Raw genomic sequence first — 18286 nt, 5'->3', positions numbered from 1 at the left:
CAGCACGTACGGCTGCCGCCTGCCTCGTCTCCGTACTGCCCGGCTGGTCGGCACCGTGGCAGTGTGGGCAGCGGACCCAGCTTCCACGCTCTCAGCCCTTCAAACCTGCGGACAGCCCGTCCAGGAGGGCCTGCGCCGCGTCGCTACTACTGCGTTGCCCGGAGTAGACCGCCGAGAACTGCTGATCCACGAGCTGCTGGATAGAGGCGATGGTCATGGCCGCACCGTTGTAGCGAGCGAAGGACTGCGCGTGCGGTAGCTGCTCCACGTACCCCTTTTCGGGCTTGGGCACGTTCAACGACTCGAGCGTGGACTTTGAAGCGGGATACTGGTTGTACGTCTTGAAGGTGGCCGGGCTCGCCAGGTACTTGACGAACTGCCAAGCGGCGTCGGCGTGCTCGGTGTTGGCGTTGATCGCCAGCGCTCGTCCGCCGAGGTGCGTGTTGCCGTCCTTCAGGCCGCCGGGCATCGGGGCGGTAAGGACCGCGCCGCTCGCCGCCTGGCCTACGATCGCTCGCAACGTCTGCGGCGGCTCATAGGACATCGCGCAACCACCGTTCGCCAGCCCCCCGGTGATCGAGGGGTCGGTGTAGTCCGATACCGCTTTGTAGGACGCCGGGGTGGCACCGGACGTAAACAAGCCGTTGAAGTAGTCCATGGCCGAAGCCAGCTGCTGTTTGGTCGCGCCGGGCTGGAACTTGCCCGAGGCGTCCTTCTTGATCAGGGTCGCGCCGTGCGACCAGAGGTAGTAGTTGATCGCGAACCACTGGGCGCTGGTGGCCGAGCCCGCACCGGCGAAGCAGAACCCGGCCGTCTTGCCACCGCTCGAGGAGTCAACCTTCTTCGCGTCGCTCGCAAGCTCCTCCCATGTCGCGGGCGGCGCGGTGACCCCCGCACGAGACAGAGCATCAGGCCGGTAGGTGAGCGCGAAGGTGTCAGCGGTCCACGGCAGCGCCCACATCTTGCCGTCGAAGGTCACCATGTCGGTGGCGAGCAGATTGTCGGTAGAGCTGCCCAGGGGGGTCTTCTTCATCAGGTCGTCGATCGGCATCAGGATCTTCGGCTTGGCCAAGAAGGCGACGTCGGCGTAGCCGACCAGGTTGATGTCCGGACCCGACCCACTGTTGGCCTCTCGGGCGAACTGCTGGGAGTTCGCGGGACTCAGGGTCTGCATATCGACCTGGATGTCGGGGTGGGCCTTGTTCCACCCGTCCACCACCTGCTGAAGGCCCTTCACCTCGTTGGCCGGATCGAACTGCCGGAACACCAGGTGAACCGTCCCGGAGCCGCCACCCGAGCCTTGGCCCCCACAGGCAGACACGAGGGCAGCCGCCAGCACGCCGATCACAGCCAGGGTCTTCAAGCGCTTCATGTCGCTCCTTGCAGCGATGCCGGGGGACCTGCTAAGACCGTGAGGCCGAGTTTAATAAAACATAGTTACTTATTCCCGTCAAGGGTGACTCCGACCGGGCAACGGCGGGCTCGAGCTGATTGGGTGACGGAGCGGCAGGGAACCCATACCACCCGACACAGCGTCGGCGGGACACCGGCGGGCCTGGACCTTGGCCACTCAGGCGGTCACAACGCCAGCGCGCCCGAGGAGCCCTTGGCCGAGATGAGCATGGCCGCCGGCCGGGGTGTCACTGCGGCGTCCAGCACCAGACATGCGCCACCGACCGCGGCAACGTCCTCCCCGATGCGCGTGTCGACCAGGTGCATCGCCTGCTTGGGTACAAGCGCCGTAGAGGTGAGCACAGCCTCACGTACCGAGTCCAGCAACTGCGCCGAGATCGGTCGCCAGAACGGCCCGCCGAACACGAAATCGTCCATGTCCAGGAGGTTCGCCAGCACCACGACAGCCCGGGCCAGGCGAACACCCGCCTGGCGCAGCACCTCCCGCGCCGCGACGTCGCCTCGCTCGGCCAGCCGCGCCAGGCGCATGAAAGGACGCTCGACCGACTTCATGTCGGCCTTCTCGTCGACCGGGGCAGCGGGGCTCGGCAGCACACCTCGGGCTATCGCCTCCAACACCAGGCCCTGCGGGGTCACCAACATGCCCAGGCAGCCGACCCGGCCGCAACTACACGTTGGCCCCCGGTCGTCGACAGTGATGTGGCCGATGTTGCCCGCGACCGAGCCCTTGCCACGAACTGTCTCTCCGTTGACCACGAGGCCAGCCGCCAGACCCGCGCCGTAGTAGACGAAGGCGACGCCAGTGCGCTCCTTACGCCGATCGTCCGCGCCGGCTCCGAGCCAGAGCTCGCCGACAACGGCAGCGATCGCGTCCTTGTCCACCAGCACCGGCAGACCGGTGGCCTCGGTGAGGACCTGCCGCAACGGCACGTCCCGCCAAAGGGGCAGCAAGGGCGGGTCCAGAACCACTCCGGCTTCAACGTCGATAGGACCTGGAACGGCGACGCCGAGACCCAGGAGTCGCTCGGGTACCACGTCTGCCCCTCTGACCAACTCGCGCGTGCGGCGGGCGATCAGGTCAACGACCTCATTCGGGCGCGAACTGGAGGGGGTTCGGTAGCGCGAATGAGCCACGACCGAGCCCTCTAAGTTGGCCAGGACAAGAGTAATTACGGCGGGGTCGACGTGCACGCCGACCGCGAAGCGTCCTGCCGGTCGCAGCTGGAGCATCTGGCGCGGTTTGCCAGGCCCATTGATGACCCGGCCGCTCTCGCGGATCAGACCCTCTTGCAGCAACTTTCGGGATACGTTACCGACAGTCTGCGCGGTCAGGCCAGTTCGTTGAGCGATCTCGACTCGACTCAAGCCACCGCGAGCGCGGCGAATCGCGTCCAGGACCACAGCCTGGTTGTAGCTGCCGATCGCCGGCAGGTTGCTCCCCCGGCCGAAACTCACCGCCAGCACCCCCGTCGACCCAGGGCGCTAAGCATCGGGCTTCCGGCGAAGGGCACGCTCGAACCCGGACTCCACAGCGCCGTAACCATAACTCGCAGTGTAGGCGCCACTCGACTCAGCCCCAGCCCATTGTTCCCGATCATGACGTTGCGGGACCTTGGCGAACGCCGTCGAGTACATCGCAAGATAATCTGGCAGCCGGGCGGCCTGGACCGCTAGCAGACCGTGCGCCGCGCCGGCCACGAGTGCCAACCGACGGCTGCCACAAGCGGATCGGTCAGGTGCATTCTCCGACCGGTTTAGCCTCGGCTATTCACGTGGGTCGGCGGCACGGGGTCTAAATGCGGCGGAGTGCCTTGCCTGTAAGGAAGAATCGGTGTTTGAGGACAACGATCTTTCTCGCAGAAAGGCACTCCGTAGGTGAAGCGTAGCAAGGGTTCGTCGGGTGGGAAGAAGGCACGGCGAGGCAAGGATGGTTCGGCTGGCGGCAGGGGTGGCGTGGCTGGGCCGCGGTTTCGGGTCAGCTCGGATGGGCACGGGTTGGCCTCGCATGCGGGTGTGTCGATGCTGCGCGAGCTCGCTGAGTTCGTGGGTCTGACCAGGTTCGTCACCCAGGCGTTGGCTGACACGTATCGGGGCCCGTGGCTTCACTCCCCGGGGCAGGTGTTCGCTGATCAGGCGTGTGCGATCGCCGATGGGGCGAGGGCGACGTCGGGGATCGCGGTGTTGCGGGACCGCCCGCAACTGCACGGGGCGGTGGCCAGTCAGCCGACCGTGTGGCGGCTGGTCGACAGGATCGATGAACAGCATCTGGGGCTGGTGCGCCAGGCGCGGGCGAAGGCGCGTGAGCGGGCCTGGCAGGCGGGTGCGGCCCCGGACCTGGAGGCCACCGGTGGGTATCGGCACATCGCGCGGCGTTCTTCTGGACCGGCCTGCTCTCGGCATTCTCCTCGCTCGTCGCCGTGCGCATCGCCCGCCGCATCGGGCTCGTGCGGACGATGGTGTTCACCCACCTCCCGGCGAACGGCTTCCTGATCCTCGCCGCGTTCATGCCGACCGCGCCGCTCGCGGTCGCCGCGCTGTTGGCGCTGTCGCAGATGGACGTTCCCGTGCGCACGTCGTACGTGATGGCAGTCGTCTCACCAGCCGAGCGCCCGGCAGCGGCGAGCGTGACGAACGTGCCACGCAGCCTGGCATCCGTGGTGCCGCCCATCCTCGCTGGCTGGATGCTGGGCCACTCGACGTTCGGCTGGCCGCTCGTCACCGGGGGCGTGCTGAAGATCTCCTACGACCTGCTGCTACTGGGCCAGTTCCGCGAAGTCCGGCCACCTGAGGAGCAAGGACGGGCCGCGGCGTGATGGCCAGTCGCGATGGCGCCCGCGATGGTGCGGTCAGCTTCAATGCGGCGCTCGCGCTCGCGCTTGCCTGCCCGGCCAGCCGGCGCAGGACGTGACCTCGAAAGCCCGGCTCGGGAAGACCGTGTCCATGAAGAACTCGTGCACGGCCGGATCGGCGTCGCCGCACCCGTCGCGCAGCACGGTCACGTGGTAGTCGCGGTCCGCCGCGTCGTAGCACGTCGCGGCGACCATCGCGCCGGTCGCGACCCCGGCGATCGCGACCGTGCCGACGCCGCGAGCACGCAGCACGAGGTCGAGGTCCGTACCCGCGAATGCACTGGCCCGGCGCTTGCGCACGACGACGTCAGAATCGGTGACCGGCAGATCGATCTCGGTACCGGGTGATCCTTCGTGGAAGGCATCCCCGGCGTCGAAGAACGACCGGTACAGCTCGTTGTCCGGCGGCAGGTCGACCCCGCTGGGCCGGAAGGCGAAGTGTACGAACACGACGAGGACACCTGCCGCCCGGGCGCGGGGCAGCAGTTCGGTGAGCGGCGGCACCACCTGCTCGGCGAACGGGTAGCTGCCTGTGATGCCTCGCTGGACGTCGCCGATGATCAGTGCTGTGGTCACGAGAGATCCCCTTCCAGCCGCTCGATCTCGCGGCCCGTAAGTGAGCAGCGCAATCATCCCAGCGGCCATGATGATCGCGATCGTGACGTCAGCCCAGACTCGCCAGCCGGCCGATTGGTGGTCGTGAATCAGAGGCACCGGACCGGACCGCCTTCGAGGGACTCGACAAGACAGCTTCGCCCCACCCAGGCGTGATCGATCTCACCGCCGTCACGCGCTGGCTTCGAGTCGTCGAGGATGCTGCCGATGGGCCGGTCATCGGATTCGCGCAAGATCGATGGTGAACGCCACGCGATCGAGTCCGGGCCCGTCGTAGTCCGGCTTCACAGCTGAGGTCGTGAAGCCGAGTCGCGCGTGGAACGCCTGCGACGCCGCGTTCTGCGGGCTGGTGATGCAGTGCACGTGACGCCTACCAGGTGACTGGCGAGTGCAAAGAAGGCCCGGTACGTGCCGCCGACGTGGAGATCAGCGAAGCTGCCAGAGCGGTCGGAGTGAGTCCGCGGCCCTTGCGATACTGCGCGGACGAGAGGCAGCGTCGAGCTGGCGGCATGCGAGACTGATCGGATGCGCGAGACCGTCGACAGCTTGGATGCAGCGTTCCCGATCGCCGGAACGATTGCACTGGAGCTGATCCAGCGAACCGACGTCTCCGATCAGTGGCTGCGGCCGAGCGCCTTGCTGAAGATGTCCGTAGGGGCGCTTGCCTGCCACCTCGGGCGGCAGATCGCCCGCGCCGCAGAACTCCTCCCGTTCACGACCGATGTCCCGCCCTTGGACTCCGTTGACACCCACTACGACCGCGCTGCCTGGGTTACGTCGAGCTCGCCCGATGACCCGCCGAACGATCGCAGCACAGACGACGCCGCGGCAACACTTGGCGCAGCAGCCCTCAAAACACGAGCCACCAGGGCGCTGGAGACGGCGAGCGCGCTGCTCGCAGGCCATTCCGCGAGTGACGTGGTGTTGATTCCCTGGCAAGGGTGGTCCCTGCGCCGGGATGACTTCTTGCTCACCCGCATGCTGGAGATTGTGGTGCATGCCGACGATCTCGCGCTGAGCGTTGACCTACCCACTCCGGAGTTCCCGGACGAGGTGTTCGCTCCGGTGCGTGACCTGCTGGTGCGCTTGGCTGTACGCCGCCATGGCCAGTCAGCCCTGATCAGCGCCCTTACGCGCAGTGAGCGCTCCCGGGTCATCTCCGCGTTCTGATACATATGCCTCGGGCTCTGCTGACGTAGCGACGTGCCACTTGTACTGGACTTCACAGCCTCGTGCGACGCGGTGGGGACACTCTTCGGCGCGCCGCCCAATCGGTTTGTATGGGTCCTAACGAGCGATGCTGAGCCGCAGCCTGCGGGTGTCGTGGATCGTCCGCTGCGCCACTTCGCCAGACCATCACTCCGGTGCCGTCACCGGAGGCGAGCGCGCGGGGTGCGGGACGGGGTGCGAAATGCCGTACGCCAGTGCTCGCCAGGATGCTGGTGAGGGTGATCTTGGTGGTAAAGCTGCAGGTGAGGGCGTTGTAGACACTACGTGTGATTCTTCTAATCCGATGGTCGGAGGTTCGAATCCTCCCGGGCGCACCCTCTGACCTGCGAAAACGCCCGCGAGGTCGGACTCCTCAGCTGAGCTCGGGGTGCGAAATCGCCCTCCTGTGATCTACATACCTGGCGCGGTCGACGACGTCAACGTCACCGCGACGAGATCGAAGAGCACCATCGGGAAGCCTCCGGTCGCGGCGCGGACGATGAACAGCTCGGTCGACCCGGATGCCTTCGCGCACACCACTAGACCCACGTACGGCCGGCCGACCATGGCCGCGCCAAGCAGCCCCTCCACACCGACCCGCGCCAGTCTCAGCCACGAGCCACGCCCCTGAGGTGCAGCCGCTCGGTGTGGTGACAGGCGACCTGATGTCCGGGCGACTCCTTCTCCTCCAGCGCCGGTTCGGCGACAGCACACCGCTCGTCGGCGTACTGACAGCGGGATGGAACGCACAACCGGGCGGCGGCGCGGCCGGGTCGGGAACGTCGCCCCGGAGGACGATCCGGTCGCCCCTCGGCGCATCCGGGTCAGGGCGCGGGACCGCGGACAACAGCGCCTCGGTGTAGGGATGCCGCGGGCGGACGTAGAGGGGTTCCGCACCGGTCGTCTCCACAATCTTCCCGAGATACATCACGGCCACCCGGTCGCAGAGGTGCTCCACGACGGAGAGGTCGTGGGAGATGAAGAGGTAGGTGAGGTCGAGCTGTTCCTGCAGGTCCTGCAGGAACGTTGAGGATCTGCGCCCGGACCGACACGTCGAGCGCGCTCACCGCTTCGTCGAGGATGAGCAGGCTGGGGCTGGTAGCCAGTGCCCGCGCAATCCCGATCCGCTGGCGTTCCCCGCCGGAGAACGCGTGCGGATACCGATGCATGTACTCCGAGCGCAAGCCGCATGTCCGCAGCAGCTCCGCCACGCGGTCTTCGATCTCGTGCCCCTGCACGAGGCCGTGGATCCGCAACGGTTCACCGATGAGCTCGAGCAGCGTCAACCGTGGGTTGAGCGCGCCATAGGGATCTTGGAAGACCATCCGTATCTTTCGCCTGTATGGCCGCAAGGCACCTTTGCGCAACTCTGCTAGGTCGACCGGCTGGCCTCCGTCGGCATAGAGGATGCGGCCCGTGGTCGGGCGGTAGGCGCGGACGATGCACCGGCCCAGGGTGGTCTTGCCCGAGCCTGACTCCCCTACCAAGCCGAGCGTCTCGCCTCGGTGGATCTCGAGGCTCACGCCGTCGACCGCACGGACGCTGCCGACGACCCGACCGAAGAATCCCTTGCGAACCGGGAAGTGCATTCGTACGCCGTCGATCCGGAGGAGCGGCTCCGCCGGTACCGAGTCAGCCAGCCGGGTCGCGAGCATTGGCGATTCCATCTATGCGTCACCCTCTCCGTCGTAGAGGAGGCAGCGCACTGTGCTGGACTGCGCGCCGCCCACCGGAACCCGAACCGCCGCTGGCGTGATCTGATCACAGCGTCCGGGCATGACGTCGTCGCAGCGGCTGTGGAACGGGCAACCCGACGGGCGTTGATACGGAGGCGGGACGACTCCCCGGGCGAAGTGACCGTGACGATCGCCGACCGGCCTGCGCCGTGGACGGCTCCAGGACGGCCCCGAGCTACTGATCGCCGACGAGCCCACCACCGCCCTGGACGTGACGACGCAAGCACAGATCCTTGAACTGCTGCGCCAACTCCGGGACGAATCCGGCATGGCGATCATGTTCATCACCCACGACCTGGGTGTGGTCGCCGACATCGCCGATGATGTCGCAGTGATGTACCTCGGAACGGTCGCCGAGAGCGCGCCGGTCCGCGCGATCTTCCACGCACCGCAGCATCCGTACACGCGGGCCCTGCTCCGCTCGGTGCCACGCCTGGGCACGCCCGCCGGCAACGACTCGACACAGTGCGAAGCGATGCCGCGTCCGAGTGGCAGGGCACTATCCATGAACCGATTGCGGATAGGCTGCCTGTGCCTTACCTACCCTTGTCCGTGCCGTTGCTCCGGCCTTCGCCCGGGCCGTTGCTCCGGCCTTCGCCCGTGCCGTTGCTCCGGCCTTCGTCTTCGAGCACTTCGTCCACAAGGACGCGGTAGTCGGTCACAGCTTGCGGCAGCGGTTCGGTTTCTGCTTGCCCGCGTTGCTGCGCGAGGGCCACGGAGTGCGCTGAGCGGAAATGCCGCACGACGTCTGGATGTTCGACCGAGACGTACTCGGCGCGTTGTTCGAAGTCGTCCACCGGGTAGCCGACGTCGCGCATGATCACCCGGACCAGCTCGTCCGCGTCCAGTACCGCCTGGCCTGGTACATCGACGAAGCGCTGCTGGATGCCGAGCCACTCCTGGCGGTACCGGTTGCGTGCTTCAGACGGCAGCGCGCGCAGATGCAGCTCCTCGTGCCGCTGCTCCCGCTCCCTCAGCTCTGCCTCGGCTTGGCGCCGCCCTCCGGTCTCTTCGACCGCGTGTTCATACTCCGGCCCGAACCTTTGCTGCAGTCGTGTCGAACGCCGTCGCATGACGTCCCGGCTTGCCAACGCGATCAGGGCGATCACGGCGATGACCAGCAAAACGATTAAGACGATTACGGTGACACTCATCTTCTGCACCCCCACCTACGGCATCGGCGGCCCCTACGCCAGGCGGTACCGCAGGCACTGTCAAAGTACGCCCACGTGTGGCGGATGCTGGCGACCGGTGTAGCCCACACACTCCAAAAAGGGCTACATCGGCCGCTATGGGAAGCACTGGGCGCACTGCGCACTCCGCCTGCCCGTCGTACGAGCCCTTCTGATGGGGATGGAGCGCCCGCCCAGCTCGTCGTTCGCACGGTAGGCACCGGAGCCGGCCGGTATCACGACGCAATGGGCCCGAACCGGCGAGGCCTACGGCCCAAGCCTGTTCGACGCGGACGGATGGTGATCTTCGCCGCCAGCCGCTCCGCGAGCGGGACATGCGTCATCCGACTGCCCGACTAGACCTTGACCAAGCGTGTCGGCTGGGCTGGATGGCCGTTTTCATAGGCAAAGGCCTTATCTTGCTGGGTTAGCGCTCACAACGCAGTCCGGCAAGAAAAGGCCTTTGTGGTGAAGAAGATATCGCATGTTCAGAGTCGGCGGAACGCGGCGCGTCGACGACGCCGGGTTGCGGCGCGTCACGGGTTGGCGGGGCACTGGGGCGAACAGCCGTCCCCGATGCTGGGCTCGGGGACTGTGTCCTATGAGGTCGGCGGGAACCTCGACGCGACTTGTTTCGGCGGGATCGCCGCGGTGCACCGGCTGGTGACCAAGCTGGGCCTGGTTGACCAGATCAACGAGGGTCTGCACCTGTTGAAGGTGCACCTGCCCTACCACGAGTCCGACCATGTGCTGAACCTGACCTACAACGTGATGTGTGGCGGCACCCGCCTGGAAGACATCGAAGGCCTCCGGCACGACACCGCCTACATGAACGCCTTAGGCGCGGACCTGATCCCAGACCCCACCACGGCCGGGGACTTCTGCCGCCGCTTCGCCGAGACCGATGTGGTGGAGTTGATGGAAGCGATCAACGCGGTCCGCCCACAGTTGTGGGCGGGTCGGGGAGGCGATCTGCTCGGCCCACTCGCCTACATCGACGCCGATGGCACGATCGTCCCCACCTCCGGGCGCCGTAAGGCCGGCATGGACATGTCCTACAACCGGATCTGGGGGTATGCGCCGCTGATCGTGTCGCTGGCCAACACCAAGGAAGTGCTCTACCTGGTCAACCGGCCCGGCAACGCCCCCAGCCACCAGGACGCGGCGACCTGGATCGACAAGGCCATCGACCTCGTGCAACCGCACGCACCACGGGTGTGTCTGCGCGGTGACACCGACTTCTCCCTGACCGCCCACTTCGACCGCTGGGCGGCCCGGGTCGACTTCGTCTTCGGCATGGACAACAACCACGCGCTACGAACCCGCGCCGAGGCGCTGGCCGAGACCTGCTGGACCCGGCTGCATCGAGACGCCACCGCCCAGAACGCCACCGCCCAGAACGCCACCGGCCAGAACGCCACCGGCCAGAACGCCGCCGGCCAGATCCGGGCTCGCCGGGACAACCACAAGCAGGCCATCGTGGCCGAACGCGGCTACCTCAACCTGGAGCTCAACTACGAAGACGTCGCCTGCTTTGACTACCAGCCCGGCAAGTGCGACCGCTCCTACCGGGTGGTCGCGCTGCGCAAGAACATCAGCCGCAGCCGCGGTGAGCAGGTGCTCATCGATGAGGTCCGCTACTTCTTCTACATCACCACCCGCACCGACCTGAGCGCCGAACAGGTCGTGGCCTGCGCCAACCAGCGCTGCGACCAGGAGAACATCATCGCAAGCCTCAAGTCCGGCGTCGGCGCACTGCGGGTGCCGCTGCACGACCTGGTCTCCAACTGGGCCTACATGGTCATCGCCGCGCTCGCCTGGAACATCAAGTCCTGGTTCGCGATGATGATGCACCGCAAAGCTGACCGCCGCGACTACATCCGCATGGAATTCCGGCGCTTCTTCAACACCATCATCCTCATCCCCGCCATGGTGACCCGCCGAGCCCGCGCCATCACCATCCGACTCATCGGCTACAACCCCGCCCTGGACCGGCTCTTCACCGCCTGGAACACCACCGAACGAACCCGCTTCGGCTGACCCACCCCAACCCCCACCCCCGGCCCGACAGCGCCTCACACCGCCGACCACCACCGGCGGCGACCACGCCTGCCCAGACACCAAAAACCGGCGGCGACCACGCCTGCCCAGACACCAAAAACCGGCGCCGAACACCCCCACACAGCCCCCGACCAGGCCTCTCCGACCCCCCACCGACACCCTCAGACGTCCCACCGACATGCCCGACACGACAGCCGACATGATCAAATCGCCTTCGGCCACCGCCATCGAGCCGACTCGCTTATTTGAGGACTAGGTCACCGTCGCCAGGCCGGGAGGCCGGGGCCGGACGCGATCGGCTCGTACGGGCGGATCCGCAACGGTCGGTTGGCCGAGTTCGCAGGTGCGTTAGCGGCTGACGCAGGCCCCAGCTCAGCGGTCTCGGTCTGCTGCAACTTCTCGGTCTCGCAGTGGTGCCCGAGCATCGGCGAACCAGCACGGCCCCAAATCACCGCAGGTGGAGTTGCGCCGATCGGGCTGCCTGAAGCGGGCGTGGCGGCGTAAACCGGGCGCACCGCTTGCTGATTGGCGGTCAGCCCAAGACACCAGGGAGGACCCGTCCCCGCAGACGTCATAAGTGAGCGTCACTTGGCGAACGGTAGGTGAACCAGCCCCGAAGGAACCTCGACAGACCGAGCGACCGGCGCCCGCCGCTGCGAGCAAATGATGAAGGCCGGAGAGAGACGAACGACCGGTGTAGCCCCGCACTCCTGGAAGTGAGCTACACCGGCCGATCTTGGAGCGGTGCTGGACATCGCGCCAAGCCTGACGCCTGCCCCGATAGGACCGTTCGCCCTTGCACCGCTGCTTCCCCAGCTCCGGACTCACCCTAAGCACGATGCGACTGCTGAGACCCGTCGGGGCGGGACCTACAGCCCAGTCCGGAGGGGTCGCTCGCCTTGCGCGGCCGCCCGGGCTGCCGCTCCACCTTCGCTAGCCACGCCTCCACCTGCGACCGGACCCACAGCGGACCAGACAGCGTCGCGACGACCGTTGGCGGGAATCCCTGCAGGGTGGCGAGCTCGCGGGCGCGCTGGCGGGAGACGCCGGCGATCTCCGCGATCTCTGCGTACCCGACAAGCGGTGGGATGCTCGGCTTGGTGACCCGTGCGACGAAGGTTTCCTCGTCGAGGACCTCGACGCCGAGGGGATCGAAGCGCCGGCCAGCCTCCTGAACAGCGTCACGCACCAGGCGCATCGCGAGGTCGACGGCTTGGGGCAGGGCCTTCGACTCGACGACCAGACATGCCGATGCGCGGTCCGGCTCCAGCTCGCGTCCGACCGCGGCGCGGTGCGGCTCGAGCGTCTCGGCGATCGTGGCGAGACCATTGGCGGTCGTGTCGCCGGCCTCGTACCACTCGACACGTGCGGCCCAAATGGTCATGATCGTGCTTCCTTCCCCTGTTGCTGACACTTCCCCCTGTGCTGACACTTCGAGGTCGAAGGACGCCGCATGTCGGTCCGAGTGACCATGCACGGGCGCGGCACATGAGCAGATCCTCACCCTCGATTAGGTGAGACGGCCAGAAGTCCGGGAAGTGTCCGACAGGCCCGTCGTCGACATTGGTCAACATCATCTCCGGCTCGGCGGGCAGTCAGCTGTCGCGGTGCGTGCGTCGCCCGTCCGTACCCGGCATGGTTGAGGTGGGCACCTCATCCACGAGGCGGTCTGCACCAGGGCCCAGCACCTTGGTGCAGGTCCCCGTTCAGAGCGCAGCTCCGGGCACATCCCACCCGGCGCAGTACCCAACGCTCGCCTTGTAGGGCAGGGCAAGGCATCTCATCGCGGTGATGAGCCCGCATAGTTCATCGCAGGGCGATCCAGAGCTCGACGCGACCTGCGCACGAGCCCGTTCGTACTCGGCGACAACCTGCCGTTTCGCCTCAATGTCCACCATCGCCTTCGCCGGCATGCCACAGTCACATGCCGGCGGAGACAGCGGCGTTGACAGCTCGTTGAAGGTCGCGCACGTCTCGTGATGGACGTAACGAGCCCGCTCAACGTCCTCGGCGAAGCGGGCCACCAGGAACCCAGCCAGGTCACTCATCCTTAGCTGCCCTTCAGGTAGCAGACGCTCCCGAAAATGCGGAAGCACCAATGGCCGTCACCTCCACCATCGCACAGAGCCGCGCGCCGCCCTTCTCGTCCAGGCCTCCGTCGTACAAGCCGCGCGGGGACGGCCCCGGGAAGTCCGGCAGACCCCAGAGGGCCGCAGCGAGTGCCCTGAGACCCGAGGGCCGCCACGGCGCAGAAGGCGTTGCGTCAGGCCCTCAGCGCCACAACGTCCCCGAACGCCTGTGCCAACCGCTGAGGCTCGGCCTTCTTGTCCGCACCTTCGGCACCAATTGGTGGCTGAGGGCCGCGGTCGGAGGTTTGCCGGCCCGAATCAGTCCTCGTCGCGGGAGATTGGCCGGGTTGCGGGGCTGTTCAGGATGTTGCCATCGACGTCGAACCGGGAGCCGTGACAGTTGCAGTCCCAGCTCCGCTCCGCGGAGTTCCAGTGCAGCGGACAGCCGAGGTGGGAGCAGGTTGGTCGTACGGCGTGGAGTTCGCCCTGCTCGTCGCGATAGGCGCCCACGGTGTCGCCGTCCAGTTCGACGATCCCGCCCTGGCCCGGCTCAAGCTCGTCGGCCACGTGGCGCCGGAGCTTGCCGAGATGGCCGCTGACGAACTCCTTGCCGACCTCGAGGTTGTCCTTGACGACGCTGGCGACGGACTTCGCATCACCGATGCGGGTCGCCTTGAAGACCTCGAGCCATTCGTTCGGACGACCGGCCATGATGTCGGTGAGCATGATCGCGGCGGCAGCGCCATTGCTCAGGCCCCACTTCTGGAAGCCGGTCGCGACGAGCACATGGTGGTGCCCGGGAGCCGCACCCACATAGGGGATCTTGTCGGTGGTGAGGAAGTCCTGGGCCGACCATCGGTGGTCGACGGACTCAACGTCGAACGTCGCTCGTGTCCAGTCCTCGAGGTCCTGGTAGAGGGGGATCGTGTCCTCGACAGCACCGGTCTCGTGGCTGTTGCCGACCACGATGATTCCTCCGGGACCGGGTGCGAGCCAGGGCCGCGTCGATCGGGTGGGCGTGTCGACCGAGATGGTCATGCTCGTCGGCGCGGGTGTTCTCAGCCGGGCGGCGATACCGTAGCTGCGGCTCGGCCTCGTCCGGGCGAAGTAGCCGCCGATGAGGTTGATGGGAAGCAGGGTCGCGACGACCGCCTGGTCGGCGCGGACGGTGCCCGACCCCGTGGTGGCCGTGACGACGTGATCCCTACGTTCCTCGACCGAGGTGACGCGGGTGTTCTCGTGGATGTTGCCGCCGATCCTCGTCAGCTCACTCGCCAACCCGTCCAGGTACCGCACCGGATCCAGGTGGAACTGGTCGTCGAACCGGACGGCCGCCTCGACGTCGAAAGGCAGATCCGTGGTGTCGGACACGGCTGCGGCAAGGCCAAGTTGACGGGCTGCGGCGGCCTCCTCCTCCAGCTCGCCGCGGCGCCGCGGATCGAGGGTGTAGGCGTAGGAAGGTGCCCTGGTCAGGGCGCAGTCAATGGAGGCCTCCTCGGCGACCCTTGCGAGGAGATCGATCCCGGCGACGTTGGCCTCGGCATACTGTGCAGCTGCCTTCTCGCCGTGCCGTCGGGTCAGCTCCGCGTAGATCAACGTGTGCTGAGTGGTCGCCTTCCCGGTCGTGTAACCCGTGGTTCCGGACGCGACCCGGCCAGCCTCGAGCACGATGGTCCGCAGGCCCTCGCGCTGCGCGAGCAGGGCCGTGGTCAGGCCGACCAAGCCACCACCCACGACGACCAGATCGACGTCCAGGTCGCCTGTGAGCGCGGCGTAGGAGTGCCGATCGGTCCGCGTCAACCAGACGCTGCCAGTGGTCGTCATGGTCACCATTCCTTCCCCCCGGGGGGCGAATCGGTGGACGGATCTCGATGGCGCGCCGACGTTCCCACGGTAGCGTGCGGGTTTGCCGACCTTTGGCGGATCGCGCGGTCGGGACGCGCCGTGTTTCGTCGGTCTACCCCCGTACGCCTGCGATCCTGGAATGCAGACCATCCAGGAGACCAGCGTGATCGGGACATTCATGGCGACGGGCGAGATCGGTACCAGCTTCGGGATCGAGGAAGAGTTCCTCCTCATGGATCCGTATTCGCGTCTCCCGGGGCCGAACGCGACGGACGTCCTCGAGCGTGCGACCCTGGCTCCCGACACTGCTTGCGCTCTCGGTCAACTCACCGTTCACCGACGGCCGGGACAGGTCCTACCAGATCTGGCGAATCATCCGGCAGGGTCAGTTTCCGGGTGCGGGCATACCACCGTGCTTCCGATCAGCGCGGGACTATGTCCGGCTGCTCCAGCGACTGATGGAGTGCGGTCACCTTGTCGATCCGAACATGACGTTCTGCCTGGCCCGTCCCTCCGGCCGCTTTTCCACGTCGGAGGTCCGGGTCGCGGACGCCGCCGGCACGGTCGATGAGGCCGTCCTGCAGGCGGCGCTCACCCGGGCACTCGCCCGCACCATCCACGGCGACGTCCTGGCTGGACGGCCCATTCCGGAGTTCACCGAGCAGGAGGCGGCCGCCGTGTGGTCGGCGGCGAGGTACGGCCTGGACGGTCCGGGCGTCGAACCCCACCCACGGTGGACTGGTCACGGCGACGGGACGGGTGCGACCAGGCAGCCCCGGGCAGCCGCGGGTGGGCCTGCCGCGGTCGTGGGCATGCTCGTCGCGCAGACCTCCGAGGAATGTGCGGTCGTGGACGGCTCCTGGGCCGGCGAAACGACCGGCGAGCTGCGATCGTTTCGACCGACAGCGGGCGGGGGTAGGTGGAGCGGGTGACCACGCCGCCGCTCGACGACGGGCGTGATGCGACGTGGGCCGACGGTACACACACGGCCACGTCGTACTCGCCGCCACTTCCCACGCCGCGCGGCCCTCTGTCCGCCGCGATCGTCCAGGCACTCTCCGGCGACCGGCACGCGGTCCTGCCACCCCGTACGACCGTGACGGCCGCGGACGCCTACGGCGAGGACCCGCAACTCACGCTGTACACATGCTACGAACTGCACTACCGCGGCTTCACCGGCACGGACGGACGCTGGGAGTGGGACCCGGAGTTGCTGCGCCTGCGCGGGGACCTGGAGAGTGCCTTCCTCGCGGCGCTCCGCCACGACCTTCCCCACCATTCCGACGTCGCCAGCGCCCTCGAGCCCCTCGTCCACGAACCGGTGGACGGCACCGGTGTCTCCCACTTCCTCGAGCACGGCGGCGAACTCTCACACGTGCGCGAGTTCGTGGCGATGCGCTCGCTCTACCACCTGAAGGAGGCCGACCCGCACGCCTGGGTGATTCCTCGCCTGCTGGGGCAGGCGAAGGCCTCCCTCGTCGCGGTCGAGTACGACGAGTTCGGTGCGGGTCGGGCCGCCCGGGCGCACTCCCAGCTCTTCGCCGACCTCATGGCCGGTCTCGGGCTCGACCCGCGATACGGCCGTTACCTCGACGCCGCACCGGCCCACATGCTCGCCACCGTCAACCTGATGTCGCTACTCGGCCTCCACCGCTCCCTGCGGGGCGCGCTAGTCGGCCACTTCGCCGCGGCGGAGATCACCACCGCACCTAGCGCACACCGGATGGTGCAGGCGCTCCGTCGGCTGAAGCTTCCACAGCAGTGCGTGTCGTTCTACACCGAGCACGTCGAGGCCGACGCCGTACACGAACAGGTGATGCGCCACGACGTGATCGGCGACCTGCTCGGACGCGAACCCGACCTGACACCCGACGTGATCTTCGGGATCGACGCGACCTCCTTCCTGGAGGACCGGCTCGCCGACCAGCTGCTCGGCGCCTGGCGCGCCGGCAGAACGTCCCTGCTCCAGCCGATCCGGCCGATCTGACGCCCCCAGCGGTCACGGGGGGGACTCGTCACCGGGGCTCGCCCTCATCACCGAGGTCGCTGGCCTCGCCGCCGCACGGTGGCCTTCGCCGCGTGCGGTGGCTGGTGTCGCACAGGGGATAGATCAGGCTACGCCGGCAGGCGCAGATCGCGACGACAAAGCGGTCGGAGTACACCGTGCCCCCGTCGGACTCCACTTCGACAGGCCCGGCCACGAGGATCGGGCCACCCGAACGACCCGCACTGCCTGCCCCTCCCCGGCACCATCCGCCTCATCGTGCATTCCCCCGGATCACCACCAACTCCTCCTCACGCTGCCCCGGCCGGATGTAGCCGCGTTCCTCCAACCAGGACGCACGCCCCAACATCACCGGGCCGAACGGGACCACGAGCCGGTCCGCGACCCGGGCCCGCACACCGACGTCGCGCAGCCGCCGGATCGTCCGGCCGACGCCGCACAGGGCGGAGTGGACCAGCAGCACAACCCCGTGCGAGGTGAGGATGCGCGGAACCACTGCGCACAGCGGATCCAGCAGGGCCCGGCCGTCCCACCCCGCGTCCCATCCGAGGGCGGCCGCACTCGTTCTTGGACGAACCGCGCCCAGAGCCGGGACATACGGCGGATTCGCCAGGACGAGGTCGAACCGCTGTCCGAAGATGGGCGCGCCGAGATCGCCCCGCCGCACTGTGACGGGAAGGCGGCGCAGTCTCGCGTTGGTACGCGCCGTCCACACCGCCCGCCGGGAGATGTCCACCGCCGTGACCTCCTTCGCCCCGGCACGCGCGGCGGCCACGGCGAGCAGCCCACTGCCGGTACACAGGTCCAGCACTCGCGCCTCGGGCGGCAGTGCCTCCCGGCTCAGCGCGGCGGCCAGCAGCCGCGAATCGTCCTGTGGCGCGTAAACACCCGGAAGTCTCAGCATCCACATCGCGCACTCCGGCTCGTTCGGCAGCGGGCGTCACGGAGATGTGACCGGCCCTTCTTGGCTACCACAGAAGCGCGGCCGTACGCCGAAAACCGCGCCAGCCGTCCCGTCAACCCTTGCTGTCAAGGGGCTTTGGGCTCGAGGGACAGGAGGGCCGCACGATCGCACAGTAGTTGAGCCGATTGTGGGTCTGTCGGTTCCGACCTGGATATGTACTTCGGTCACCGCACGCAGAACCTTGGGCAGCTACCGAAATAGACTCAAGCTGCACTGATCCGGCGTTCAAGCCGCGTCTTGACAGAACTACGACCGGGGTCAAGCAGGGGCTGACCCTCCGAAACCGAGAGGCCACTGGCCAGGATCACCTTGAACTCGAAATAGTTGCGGGAGTTCTCCGCCAAGTGG

Annotated in this window: 16 protein-coding genes and 3 pseudogenes; 7 read left to right on the top strand and 12 right to left on the bottom strand. The window is 67.4% G+C overall.

Features of this window, described 5'->3' with window-relative positions:
- Nucleotides 1–91: 91 nt before the first annotated feature.
- Nucleotides 92–1372, bottom strand: a complete 1281-nt coding sequence (locus HEB94_RS26465) for an ABC transporter substrate-binding protein (protein WP_192752403.1) — start codon at nt 1370–1372, stop codon at nt 92–94.
- A 206-nt stretch (nt 1373–1578) separates the two neighbouring features.
- Complete coding sequence (locus HEB94_RS26460) at nt 1579–2877, bottom strand: ROK family protein (protein WP_202896563.1); 1299 nt, start codon at nt 2875–2877, stop codon at nt 1579–1581.
- A 411-nt stretch (nt 2878–3288) separates the two neighbouring features.
- Between HEB94_RS26460 and HEB94_RS51090 the strand changes: the two genes are divergently transcribed.
- On the top strand, nt 3289–3903 hold the full coding sequence (locus HEB94_RS51090; RefSeq protein WP_192752402.1) for a transposase: 615 nt from the start codon (nt 3289–3291) through the stop codon (nt 3901–3903).
- Nucleotides 3831–4226: a hypothetical protein gene (locus tag HEB94_RS26450; protein WP_192757207.1), complete on the top strand. Its 396-nt coding sequence runs from the start codon at nt 3831–3833 to the stop codon at nt 4224–4226. The genes HEB94_RS51090 and HEB94_RS26450 overlap by 73 nt, the downstream gene beginning before the upstream one ends.
- 39 nt (nt 4227–4265) lie before the next feature.
- Here HEB94_RS26450 and HEB94_RS26445 read toward each other — a convergent pair whose 3' ends face one another.
- Entirely contained in the window at nt 4266–4838 is a 573-nt protein-coding gene (locus HEB94_RS26445) for an isochorismatase family protein (RefSeq protein ID WP_192752401.1), read from the bottom strand.
- 564 nt (nt 4839–5402) lie between these two features.
- Between HEB94_RS26445 and HEB94_RS26440 the strand changes: the two genes are divergently transcribed.
- Nucleotides 5403–6047 (top strand): maleylpyruvate isomerase N-terminal domain-containing protein, encoded by a 645-nt coding sequence (locus HEB94_RS26440; protein ID WP_192752400.1) that lies wholly within the window; start codon nt 5403–5405, stop codon nt 6045–6047.
- 450 nt (nt 6048–6497) lie between these two features.
- On the opposite strand, the gene HEB94_RS26435 is transcribed toward HEB94_RS26440, so the two are convergent.
- From HEB94_RS26435 to HEB94_RS51080, 3 genes and pseudogenes are all read right to left on the bottom strand, one after another.
- Entirely contained in the window at nt 6498–6677 is a 180-nt protein-coding gene (locus HEB94_RS26435) for a hypothetical protein (RefSeq protein ID WP_192752399.1), read from the bottom strand.
- 205 nt (nt 6678–6882) lie between these two features.
- Nucleotides 6883–7014: pseudogene (locus HEB94_RS51085) on the bottom strand (ABC transporter ATP-binding protein); the annotation flags it as partial.
- Nucleotides 7015–7210: 196 nt separating this feature from the next.
- Nucleotides 7211–7675, bottom strand: a pseudogene (locus HEB94_RS51080) (ATP-binding cassette domain-containing protein); the annotation flags it as partial.
- Between the two features lie 316 nt (nt 7676–7991).
- On the opposite strand from HEB94_RS51080, the pseudogene HEB94_RS26425 reads away from it, so the two are divergent.
- A pseudogene (locus HEB94_RS26425) lies at nt 7992–8258 on the top strand (ABC transporter ATP-binding protein); the annotation flags it as partial.
- Between the two features lie 100 nt (nt 8259–8358).
- Here the strand turns inward: HEB94_RS26425 and HEB94_RS26420 are convergent.
- On the bottom strand, nt 8359–8976 hold the full coding sequence (locus tag HEB94_RS26420) for a glutamate--cysteine ligase family protein (RefSeq protein ID WP_192757206.1): 618 nt from the start codon (nt 8974–8976) through the stop codon (nt 8359–8361).
- A 495-nt stretch (nt 8977–9471) separates the two neighbouring features.
- Here HEB94_RS26420 and HEB94_RS26415 point away from each other — a divergent pair, with 495 nt between their 5' ends.
- Nucleotides 9472–11034, top strand: coding sequence for an IS1380 family transposase (locus HEB94_RS26415; RefSeq protein WP_420481605.1), 1563 nt, complete (start codon nt 9472–9474; stop codon nt 11032–11034).
- An 850-nt stretch (nt 11035–11884) separates the two neighbouring features.
- On the opposite strand, the gene HEB94_RS26410 is transcribed toward HEB94_RS26415, so the two are convergent.
- The 3 genes from HEB94_RS26410 to HEB94_RS26400 form a co-directional block, all read right to left on the bottom strand.
- Complete coding sequence (locus HEB94_RS26410) at nt 11885–12439, bottom strand: hypothetical protein (protein WP_192752397.1); 555 nt, start codon at nt 12437–12439, stop codon at nt 11885–11887.
- A 322-nt stretch (nt 12440–12761) separates the two neighbouring features.
- A complete protein-coding gene (locus HEB94_RS26405; RefSeq protein WP_192752396.1) occupies nt 12762–13103 on the bottom strand; it encodes a DUF6221 family protein in 342 nt (113 codons plus the stop codon).
- A 339-nt stretch (nt 13104–13442) separates the two neighbouring features.
- Nucleotides 13443–14948 (bottom strand): FAD-dependent oxidoreductase, encoded by a 1506-nt coding sequence (locus HEB94_RS26400; protein WP_192752395.1) that lies wholly within the window; start codon nt 14946–14948, stop codon nt 13443–13445.
- A gap of 305 nt (nt 14949–15253) precedes the next feature.
- On the opposite strand from HEB94_RS26400, the gene HEB94_RS26395 reads away from it, so the two are divergent.
- Both HEB94_RS26395 and HEB94_RS51075 read left to right on the top strand, forming a co-directional pair.
- Complete coding sequence (locus tag HEB94_RS26395; protein ID WP_202896561.1) at nt 15254–15901, top strand: glutamate-cysteine ligase family protein; 648 nt, start codon at nt 15254–15256, stop codon at nt 15899–15901.
- Nucleotides 15898–16956, top strand: a complete 1059-nt coding sequence (locus tag HEB94_RS51075) for an iron-containing redox enzyme family protein (RefSeq protein WP_192752394.1) — start codon at nt 15898–15900, stop codon at nt 16954–16956. Before HEB94_RS26395 ends, HEB94_RS51075 begins: the two co-directional genes overlap by 4 nt.
- 28 nt (nt 16957–16984) lie before the next feature.
- Here the strand turns inward: HEB94_RS51075 and HEB94_RS26385 are convergent, their stop codons facing one another.
- Both HEB94_RS26385 and HEB94_RS26380 read right to left on the bottom strand, forming a co-directional pair.
- Nucleotides 16985–17170, bottom strand: coding sequence for a CDGSH iron-sulfur domain-containing protein (locus tag HEB94_RS26385; protein WP_337918012.1), 186 nt, complete (start codon nt 17168–17170; stop codon nt 16985–16987).
- Nucleotides 17171–17227: 57 nt separating this feature from the next.
- On the bottom strand, nt 17228–17884 hold the full coding sequence (locus HEB94_RS26380) for a HemK2/MTQ2 family protein methyltransferase (RefSeq protein WP_192752393.1): 657 nt from the start codon (nt 17882–17884) through the stop codon (nt 17228–17230).
- Nucleotides 17885–18286 lie beyond the last annotated feature (402 nt).

The sequence above is a fragment of the Actinopolymorpha pittospori genome (assembly GCF_014873875.1).
In the GTDB taxonomy this organism is placed as follows: domain Bacteria; phylum Actinomycetota; class Actinomycetes; order Propionibacteriales; family Actinopolymorphaceae; genus Actinopolymorpha; species Actinopolymorpha pittospori.
The sequence above is the reverse complement of the archived record's forward strand: the minus strand, read 5'-3'. Positions and strand labels throughout refer to the sequence as shown.